The sequence below is a fragment of the Streptococcus sp. DD04 genome (assembly GCF_001578725.1).
Taxonomy (GTDB): Bacteria; Bacillota; Bacilli; order Lactobacillales; family Streptococcaceae; genus Streptococcus; species Streptococcus sinensis.
The window spans coordinates 1-9680 of sequence record NZ_KQ968979.1; the positions used below are offsets into that span (position 1 = coordinate 1).

Consider the following 9680-nt stretch of genomic DNA (forward strand, 5'->3'; position numbering starts at 1 on the left):
GAAACTTTTTTTGAATATCTTAAATAGACATTAATCCTCGATCCCTTGTCAGGGCTAGAGAATCGCGGTGTTGCTGAATAAAAAAAGAAAATCCAATTGTTAAATAGCTTCGTTAATAGAAAAAATACCACTTAGCTTTAATAAATAAGATAAAGTGAGACTTAAGTCTCTAACATGTATGACAGCGAAAGTTTATCAGAGGTAATTCCACTTCATCTACTACATACCAGATTTGCAAGCAGAAATCGAGAAGAATTCTATCTCATCAGTGATAATTTATCTCAGCAAAATACCATTTAGTGAGCTGACACAAGGAAATACTAGACTAGCTCTCTCATGCCGAAAATGCGAAACGAATAGTTTCACACAACAAGTCAGCCGATGAAATCTTGACTTTTCTATTCAGAAAAGAGTTGGCAACTGCACTTAGAATGCAAGAAGATAAAGCTCACAAAATCTGGCAGTCACCGATGCTCGTCAAAAAGTACGGTGAAAACAGCGGCTGAGTTTTAAAGCTGGACAGAGCAAAACATGAAGAAAACTATGCTTATTTTTTCTAGTGTTGCAATTTTAAGGCAACACTAAGCAAAACGATTTTGCAAAGCAACTGTTCCGATTCTCAGCTAATTCGCTCTAATTTTTTTCTGCATGGATTACATATTTCTCGAATTTTAGATTTGGCATAGCTTCTGCCAAATCGTGAGCAATCCGGTCTAGAGCTTCTAAACGCATATCAACAGATGTGTGAGCATTACCCTGAATGATAAAAATCGCATTCTTTGTATTATCATCAAATTTATAGTTCTCACTGTCACGAACATCCAACCAAGCTAGAATTCCTTTTTCGTCTCGATAAACGTAATCCGTCGGGGAAACATGTTTCTCCTTGGATAAAATAGGCAAGAAAACATCCTCTTTTTGACTGACTGTAAACTCAATCTGATTTCCAATTTTATCAAGATCGTGCCCACCGATGGCCAGCAGAGAATGCAGTGCTTCTACATTATAAACATCAATAATACTGTTAATTCGAGGAATTGAGCCGCGATGCTGAATATTGCGAATTAAGGCTGGCACAGTGGGCGGATTTTTCTTGACACTGCGGCCGACAGCCTGCAGTAAATTCCTATACCCCTGAATAGTCGGACGGTCGGACACCTCAGCAAGATCACAATTCAAAGCCCATGCTTCTGCTTCTTTCTGCCTCTTCAAAAAAGCCTCAGAGAGAGGAGCATGTGGATCTACATGTTTGGCAATCCCAATCACCACGCTTGTAATTCCAAGTTCCGCTAAGCTTTTATCAATGACAAATTTCATAACAAGTCACCTCCGTATAGTATCGTTGTTTGCAAGGTATTTTTTATATATTATACCATATTTTAATAGCTTTTGTTGTTTTTTTAGGAAACTAAGAGAATTGTTGCTGAAAAACTCCATTTCCCTTCTCAAAGCAGGGCTGTGTTGTATTACTTCAATAATTCCTTAAACGATTGGTGGAACCCAGGAGACAAAAGAAGCGAAGTTGTCATCAAATCTGTTCAAAGAAGCAAAAAATTGCAAACTAAATAAACGAACTTTGATTAGTTTTTGCCGTCCACTTTTCCAGTTCCTATCGAAAATACCATCTCCAACCTAAAAATTTCCATTAAAGCTTTCGTCCAACTTAGCGCTCATTCGCCACTACTAAAAGCAAATATAAATGTTATCTCTCCTTTCAGAATATCATTTCTGTTTGCATCATCTTGTCTTGTTAGACTATAAATTTTTCATGGATGGCCAATTACATTCTTACTTCAAGCAAAAGAAGCAGTTTTAGCCTGCTTCTTTTTGATTATTCGTCTTCTTCACCTTCAACATCAACATCAACATCATCGTCAGAGTAGTCCTCATCTTCTTCGTTGAGCTCCACTTCTTCTCCCAGATCATCCGGAGCGATTTCGTTGATTTCAGCATCATAGGCTTCCACTTCACTCTTCTCGTCATCTGCATTATCGTCATCGTATGACAGAGAAGGGTCTGCCTCGTAAGAGTCCTCATCTTCTGGATCATCATCGCTGTAGTCAATCGCGTCTTCGTCACCATCCATGAAGGCATTAACACGCTTCTTCTTACGTTTTTTAGAGCCTTCGTCTTCGTCTGTTTCTTCAAGTGCAATGATTTCTTCATCTACCTCATCAATCGCATACCAAGAACGAAGCCCCCACTTATTGTCACCAAGCGGAATAAAACTCCCGTCAACATTCAATTCTGTATAGAATAATGGCAAAAACTCACGGATTTCGCTATTTGATTTTCCCAGATAATTTTGAATTTCATTAACAAGGTCATTAAAGTACATCTCATGATCACGGCCACGCAATTCTAAGATTGCACGCGCTACTTCAATCATAGAAAGTTCACTTTTTTCCTGCCCAGCAAATACTTCTAATTCCAAAATCATTCTCCTTTAAGTTCATAAAGGCTTTCAGCCCTATTCCAATTTTTCGCTACTTTCTATTGTACGATAAATTTCCAGATTCGTCAAAGAAATTTCACTCACTTATTGTATTCTAGACAGAGAAAAAGCCGATAGTTGAAACTATGGCTTCTTAACTGTTCTATTTTACTTTTGCAGAGTTTGTGATTACTTCAACAGCTTTTTTGATTGCAATATCATGTTTCAGCATATCTTCTGAAAGTAATTGACGGACACGTTCAACTTCCATATTGTAATCTGTTGCAAGTGAAGTAATTTCTGCTTCAATTTCTTCATCACTAGCTTCAAAACCTTCTGCCTTAGCAACTGCTTCTACAACAAGATTTGTCTTAGTGCGAGATTCTGCATCTGCTTCGTACTGTTTGTGAAGATCTTCTTGAGTTGTACCAGTGATTTGGAAGTACATATCAGGTGAAATACCTTGACGTTGCATATTTCCAAGGAATTCATTAACGGCACGGTGCACTTCTTCATGAATCATTTCTTCTGGAAGTTCAACGATTTCTGCATTTTCTACTGCAAGATCAATCGCTGCCGCTTCAACTGCATCGTTGTAAGCAGCTTCTTTTGCTTCTGCTAATTCTTTGCGGTATTTTTCTTTCAGTTCATCAAGAGTTTCAACTTCTTCGTCGATGTCTTTTGCAAGTTCATCATCAAGTGCTGGAACTTCTTTTTCTTTTACTTCGTGAATTGTTGTAACAAATTTAGCTTCTTTACCTGCAAGGTCAGTTGCTTGGTAGTCTTCTGGGAAAGTGACAACAACATCAACTGTCTCACCAGCTGAATGTCCGACCAATTGATCTTCAAATCCTGGGATGAATTGTCCACTGCCTAAGCCAAGGGAGAAATTGTCGCCTTTTCCGCCATCAAATTCGACACCGTCTACAGAACCAACAAAATCAATTACGACTGTGTCGCCTTCTGCTGCTGGACCTTCTTTGAGAACTAACTCAGCCAAGTTGTTGCGTTCACGTTCAATACGCTCATCCACTTCAGCATCAGTAACTTCCTTAGAAACTTCTACAGATACTTCAAGGTCTTTGTAAGCACCCAATTTTACCTCAGGTTTTGTCACAACATCAGCAGTGATTACCCAGTCTTGCCCTTTTTCCATAGATGCCACATCAAATTGAGGCTGAGCCACCACTTCAATACCTGCTTCTTTGACAGCAGCTTCGTATGCTTCTGGAAGAAGCGCGTTCAAAGCGTCTTGGTAAAGTGCTTCTTCACCAAAGCGTTGGTTGAAGATAGCACGTGGAAGATGTCCTTTACGGAAACCTGGTACAGCAATATCTTTTTTTACTGAGTTAAATACGCGGTCCAAAGCAGGTTTGATTTGTTCTTGACTGATGGTAAAAGTCAAAACTCCGCGATTTGTTTCTTTGTTTTCAAATGATACAGACATTCTGTCATTTCTCCTTAAAATTTATTGAATACAAGCTATTATATCATAATTGCAAGTTTTTTCAAAACTTAATTTCTATTTTTTACTGATTTCGAATAGTTTTTTCACAAATCAATGACAGTAAGTAAAAACAAGGATGAAATTAGGCTATTCTTCTACTTTTCCTGACTTTTTTTCAGAAAGTCCCTCTTAAACATTAGGCTTTTCGAATCCTATCTTCTAGGTAATTTGCTCGTACACCGCCGATTAATTTGGGACGGCTGGCCAAAGCTGTGACATGGGCTGAGCCTATTTCTTTCAAAACAGGGCGAATCGGTATTTGCACATGCTTGACATGCATGCCGATAGCTGTATCTCCAATGTCCAAGCCCGCATGAGCAGTGATAAATTCCACCTCGACAGGATCTTTCATGTACTTGAAAGCTGCAAGTTGCCCACTCCCGCCTGCGTGTATGCTTGGCAAGACATTAACAATTTCCAAGTCCTTCTTTTCTGCCAATTCACGTTCCACAACCAGAGCACGGTTGAGATGCTCGCAGCCTTGAACAGCTAGGTAAATCCCCTGCTCTGACAGACCATCCAAGAGCGTCTTGACAATGACTTCCCCAATTTCAAGACTGGAATTCTTGCCAATATGACCACCAAGAACCTCGCTGGACGACAGACCCAAGACAAAGATACTGCCTGACGAAAGAGCAGACTTTTCTAAAACATCTGCTAGAATTGTCTTAGTTTGCTGTTTGATTTCCTGTAAATCTTGCATGCTTGAATCCTTTCTTTCATACCTGTCTTATTTTATCAGAACGTCCGTTTTCCACTGTTTTGGGAAGCAATTTCACCAAGACGAAACCAACGACCATTCCCAAAATATTTTGAAAGAAATTTGGAATCATCTCAGGCAGAGCAGCTCCACTACCAAAGATTAAAGTAGAAGCCAAAGCATAACCGCAAACCATCGTTACGGTTGCTAAGATCAGCCCCACATACCGGCCCTTATCCTTAAAACCAGCAAAATAACCTTGCAAACCATGAATCACGAGACTGAAAAACATCCATTGAGGATAGCCTGCAATCAAATCAATCAGAAAGCCCGATAAACCTCCAACTACCGCTCCTTCACGCTTGCCAAAGTAAAAGGCTGTAAAAAAAATTCCGGCATCCAAGAGGGTAAGAAAACCTGTTGGTGTTGGGATTTTCAAAAAATATCCCAAAACAACTGATAAAGCTGTGATAATTGATAACAAAATAATTTTGTGTGTCTGATTATTTTTCATATTGTACTACTCCATATTGATCTGCATTTTGAATGGCACGATAGACAAAGTCTTTGGAAAATTGAACAGCTGCAAGCGGAGACTCGCCTAGAAGCAGCTGACTGGCAATGCTGGAAGCAAAAGTGCAGCCTGCTCCGGTATTGTTGCTATCTAGCACTGGCGATTCCATGATTTCAAAATCTTGACCATCATAGTAAACATCCACCGCCCGCTCCTTGCTTAAGCGATTGCCGCCCTTAATCACCACATGCTTGGCCCCTAAATCATAGAGTTCCTTCGCCGCTGCCTGCATATCTGCTAGACTTTTGATTTCTTTTTGGGTCAATAGCTGAGCCTCTGCCAAATTAGGCGTGACGATGCTGACATAAGGGAAAAACTTGATGATTTCTTCTCTCAGCGCACTGACTTCCAAATCATGATTTTCTTTGCAGACCAGGACAGGATCCAGCACTACTGGTATATCCGCATGCTCCTTAACAAAAGTCAGAGCCTGCTCTGCTATTTCCAGATTGGGTAAAAGTCCTATCTTAATAGCAGAAAAAGGAACATCCTTGAGACTGGCTAACTGCTGGGCAAAAACCTCTTCCTCAACTGGAATGACCTCAAATCCCTTATCAGTCATAGCCGTCAGGCAAGTTACAGCTACGAACCCATGCAGGCCATTGACTGTATAGGTAGCCAAATCGGCATGTAGTCCGCCACCGCTGAAAATGTCATTGCCCGAAAGAGCTAGAATCAGTTTATTCTTCATAACGAATCTCCTTTAGATAAAGACCATTTGGACCAGCTGTTGGCCCCGCCAGATGACGATCCTTTTCAGCTAAAATCCTCTGAATCTGGTCTACCGGCATACGCTTATTGCCAATCTTGAGCAGGGTGCCGACCATATTGCGAATCTGCTTATAGAGGAAGCCATTACCTGAAAAGGTAAAGACCAGAAAATTTCGCTCTGCATCATAGCGGACCTTGGCCTCAGTGATAGTTCGAACCTTGTCTTCTACACTGGTTCCCGAAGCCGTAAACCCTGTAAAATCATGTGTCCCCTCTAACTGAGCAATCGCTTCTTCTATCAGACTCAGGTCCAAAGGATAAGGATAATGCGTGGCATAATGGCGCATCATGGGATTTTTAGGCTGGCCGATGTCCACCAGAAACTCATAGGTCTTGCTATGCTTATTGTAGCGAGAGTGAAAGTCCTCTGCCACTCGTTCCACAGAGATAAAATCAATATCCTCCGGCGTCTGCGTATCTAGCGCAAAGCGTAACTTCTCTTCATCCCGCTCCTCCGGCAAATCAAAATGGAGTACCTGACCCAGAGCATGAACACCACTGTCGGTTCGGCCTGCTCCATGAACCACTATAGGCCGCCCTTTATTAATACGGGTCAAGGTCTTTTCAATCTCTTCCTGAACACTCCTAGCATGGGGCTGTCGCTGAAAGCCAGCAAAGCCATACCCATCGTAGGAAATAATAGCTTTATATCGTATCATGTGTTTATTTTAGCAGGAAAAAAAGCCCCCAGCAAGCCTAAAACAGAAAGACTGTCCGGGGACAGATTTAGGATTGACAAAAGTAATAAAAACACTTATACTGGACAGATGACGGAGGCCATAGAATTGACAAAAGATATCTCTTATACTGTTGAAAATCAGCGTTTTCGCTATCGAGCTGCCGCTCTGATTATCGAAGAAGAAGCACTTTGCCTCATGAGACTACCCAGCGAAGACTATCTTTACTCCGTTGGCGGAGCGGTTCAATTCGGAGAAACGACTGAAGCAGCCTGCCTCAGAGAGGTTTTGGAAGAGACTGGCCAACTTTACGAAATTGATCGCTTAGCTTACATCCACGAGAATTTCTTTTCTAACTCCACAGGAATTTTGAAAGATTTGGACTGTCATGAGATTTGTCTATGTTATTTCATGAAACCCAAAGGTCAACAATTTCCCAGCCCAGATAAGTTAGAAAAGATTCAGTGGATTCCTATTCAAGACCTGAAAAAACATCGGATTTTCCCTGATTTTTTGCCACACTTCTTCACTAAAGCAGATCACGGAATCCAACACTTTGTGACCAAGAACTGAGTGATTTCCGAATCAGTGAAAGTAATATCTTTAAACCTATCATAAAAAGCTTGGTTTCCTAGTTTAAAAAGCTCTATAATATCTGTAGTGGGGATACCCACTAGAGGTATTGTGGAGTTTTTTCTGTTTACCAAAAAAGACCCCTATGACTTATAATGAAAAGCGCTCAAACAACTCATTAGAAAGACTCATATACAACACCTTTCAATTCCACAGATTCAATCAGATTGAAAGATAAAAACATCAAAATTTTATTCGTCTTATAATGTCAAACCTGTATCCTCTACAAGATAAACCGGATGATCAAGCCCCTACCTGCTGTCAATCCAGCCTTTAAAGCTGTCTTGAAAATCTTTCTCAAATACAAGGCTTACATTACTAATGCCTTTGAATCCCCTTATTCCATCGCCAAGTTGGAGGCAACCAACAAACCCATCAAGGTTATCAAGCGTAACTCTTTTGGATTTCGAAACTCCAAAACTAAAATTCTCATCGCTTTGAACATCACAAAAGAGAGAACCAATCTAATTCTCTCTCGTGCTTCATTATAAGTCACCCACTACAGTTGACATTGAGGTATTATTCTCCTTCAAAGGCATCTTTCATCTTGTCAAAGAAGCCTTTTTTCTTGGGATTAACTTTGATATTCCCAGCTGCTGCAAAGTCTTTGAGGGCTGCTTTTTGACGGTCGTTGAGGCCAGTCGGTGTCACAACATTGACAGTAACATACTGGTCACCCATGCTACCGCCACGCAAACTTGGTGCTCCCTTCCCACGCAGACGGAAACGTTTGCCAGTCTGTGTTCCTTCTGGAATATTCAGTTCAACATCCCCGTGAACAGTTGGAATATCCACACTGTCACCAAGAGCTGCTTGGATAAAGTTGAGATTGAGCTTGTAGTAAATGGTAGAGCCATCTCGCTCAAACTTGTCACTCGGCTCAACTTGGACCACGACATAAAGATCACCATAAGGGCCGCCATTAAAGCCTGCCTCACCTTGACCAGACAGACGGACCTGCTGACCAGTTTCCACACCAGCAGGGATTTTGACCTTGACGCTGTGAGCCTGTTTTTCATGCCCCGTTCCATGACAGGTTTCACAAGGACTTTTGATTTCTTTTCCTCGGCCGTGACAGACATCACAGGTCACTTGGCGACGCATCATGCCAAGCGGTGTCTGGGTATCGACATTGATGACACCTGAGCCATGACAGCGGCCACAGGTAACAGGACTAGTCCCTGGCTTGGCACCAGACCCAGCACAGGTATGACAAGTCGCTTCACGGTTATACTTGATTTCCTTCTCAGCCCCGAAAATGGCTTCTTCAAAGCGGAGATTCACACGATACTGAAGATCGTCCCCTTGGCGCGGAGCATTAGGATTACGCGAAGCACCGCCACCAAAGAAGCTAGAGAAGATGTCTTCGAAGCCACCAAAGCCGGAGCCATCAAAGCCACCGAAGCCGCCTGCACCGCCGCCAAAGCCACCATTAGCTCCCGCTGCACCGTATTGATCATAGGCTGCCCGCTTTTGTTCGTCGCTCAGCGTTTCATAAGCCTCTTGGACTTCTTTGTATTTGTCCTCCGCCCCAGCTTCTTTATTAATATCGGGGTGATACTTTTTAGATAATTTCCGATAGGCTCTCTTGATCTCATCCTGAGAAGCATTCTTAGAGACACCTAAACGGTCGTAAAATTCTGTATTGTTCATGATTCAAGATACAAAGGGCGTCAAACGGACATAGCCATCTAGGAGTTTTGACGACGGACACTTGCGTCCTAGAAAAAACTATCTTTTTGGCACTGTCCGTAGCCCGTGTTCAGTTGCGAACACCCATGTTCCTTTCTATTGATGTTACGAATTGAACCACGATTTAGGTCGGGTTCAATTCCTTTCTTTTATATTATATAAGAAATTTTGGAACTCGGGTTCAATCCATGAACACTCTTTGTTCCTTTCTGTAATTTATAGCTAAATCTTTAGAGGGTGTTGTCTATACTCCGCTTCACTTCATCAAACTCTTCGTCCGATAGAGTAAATATCAAGTCCTCTTCCGAATACTGATTCCGTTCTTTAAAATAGTTGTCAGCATTATCTACCAAACCTAAACTTAGAAGAATTTTTCTTGCAAACTCTTGATGTGCAAAGCCAACAGCTGTAATGATGTTTTTATCTTGTAGAACAACTTGAGCTTTGAAATTTTTCCTAGGAAGAAATTCAAAATAGTCAAAGAAGTTTTGCCAAATCCCACCAGTAAATTTAGTATCCTTCAACAAACCAGCTTTTGCCAATAAAATCGGCGCTGATGAAATAGCTGCAATTAAAATCTCTTGCTGCTTCAAACTTCTTAGGAAAGAAATCAATTTTTCATCATGCAAAGCAGGGACAATATTTATCATTCCTGGCAAAATAACACAAGAATAGTCTTCGATGACTACTTC

General features: G+C 41.3%; 10 protein-coding genes and 1 pseudogene. 2 read left to right on the forward strand and 9 right to left on the reverse strand.

Going from position 1 to position 9680, the window contains the following annotated elements; translation table 11 throughout:
- Window positions 1–633 precede the first annotated feature (633 nt).
- From STRDD04_RS06895 to truA, 7 genes are all read right to left on the reverse strand, one after another.
- On the reverse strand, window positions 634–1317 hold the full coding sequence (locus STRDD04_RS06895) for a B3/B4 domain-containing protein (RefSeq protein WP_062200600.1): 684 nt from the start codon (window positions 1315–1317) through the stop codon (window positions 634–636).
- Window positions 1318–1831: 514 nt separating this feature from the next.
- On the reverse strand, window positions 1832–2434 hold the full coding sequence (gene rpoE, locus STRDD04_RS06900; protein ID WP_062201392.1) for a DNA-directed RNA polymerase subunit delta: 603 nt from the start codon (window positions 2432–2434) through the stop codon (window positions 1832–1834).
- Window positions 2435–2597: 163 nt separating this feature from the next.
- Window positions 2598–3881, reverse strand: a complete 1284-nt coding sequence (tig, locus tag STRDD04_RS06905) for a trigger factor (RefSeq protein WP_062200601.1) — start codon at window positions 3879–3881, stop codon at window positions 2598–2600.
- A 196-nt stretch (window positions 3882–4077) separates the two neighbouring features.
- Window positions 4078–4644, reverse strand: a complete 567-nt coding sequence (locus STRDD04_RS06910) for a TIGR01440 family protein (protein ID WP_062200603.1) — start codon at window positions 4642–4644, stop codon at window positions 4078–4080.
- Between the two features lie 16 nt (window positions 4645–4660).
- The gene (locus STRDD04_RS06915; protein ID WP_062200605.1) at window positions 4661–5155 is read right to left on the reverse strand and encodes an ECF transporter S component; all 495 of its coding nucleotides are present in this window, start codon (window positions 5153–5155) and stop codon (window positions 4661–4663) included.
- Window positions 5145–5906, reverse strand: a complete 762-nt coding sequence (locus STRDD04_RS06920) for a bifunctional hydroxymethylpyrimidine kinase/phosphomethylpyrimidine kinase (RefSeq protein WP_062200607.1) — start codon at window positions 5904–5906, stop codon at window positions 5145–5147. Before STRDD04_RS06920 ends, STRDD04_RS06915 begins: the two co-directional genes overlap by 11 nt.
- Window positions 5896–6645, reverse strand: coding sequence for a tRNA pseudouridine(38-40) synthase TruA (gene truA, locus STRDD04_RS06925; RefSeq protein WP_062200608.1), 750 nt, complete (start codon window positions 6643–6645; stop codon window positions 5896–5898). Before truA ends, STRDD04_RS06920 begins: the two co-directional genes overlap by 11 nt.
- A gap of 126 nt (window positions 6646–6771) precedes the next feature.
- On the opposite strand from truA, the gene STRDD04_RS06930 reads away from it, so the two are divergent.
- Together STRDD04_RS06930 and STRDD04_RS06935 are read left to right on the forward strand one after the other, a co-directional pair.
- Entirely contained in the window at window positions 6772–7236 is a 465-nt protein-coding gene (locus tag STRDD04_RS06930) for an NUDIX hydrolase (protein WP_082757370.1), read from the forward strand.
- A gap of 311 nt (window positions 7237–7547) precedes the next feature.
- Window positions 7548–7787: pseudogene (locus STRDD04_RS06935) on the forward strand (transposase); the annotation flags it as partial.
- A 28-nt stretch (window positions 7788–7815) separates the two neighbouring features.
- Here STRDD04_RS06935 and dnaJ read toward each other — a convergent pair.
- Together dnaJ and STRDD04_RS06945 are read right to left on the reverse strand one after the other, a co-directional pair.
- Window positions 7816–8949 (reverse strand): molecular chaperone DnaJ, encoded by a 1134-nt coding sequence (gene dnaJ, locus STRDD04_RS06940; protein ID WP_062200610.1) that lies wholly within the window; start codon window positions 8947–8949, stop codon window positions 7816–7818.
- Between the two features lie 269 nt (window positions 8950–9218).
- The coding region (locus STRDD04_RS06945) for a DJ-1/PfpI family protein (RefSeq protein WP_231853909.1) at window positions 9219–9680 on the reverse strand (462 nt) is incomplete at its 5' end.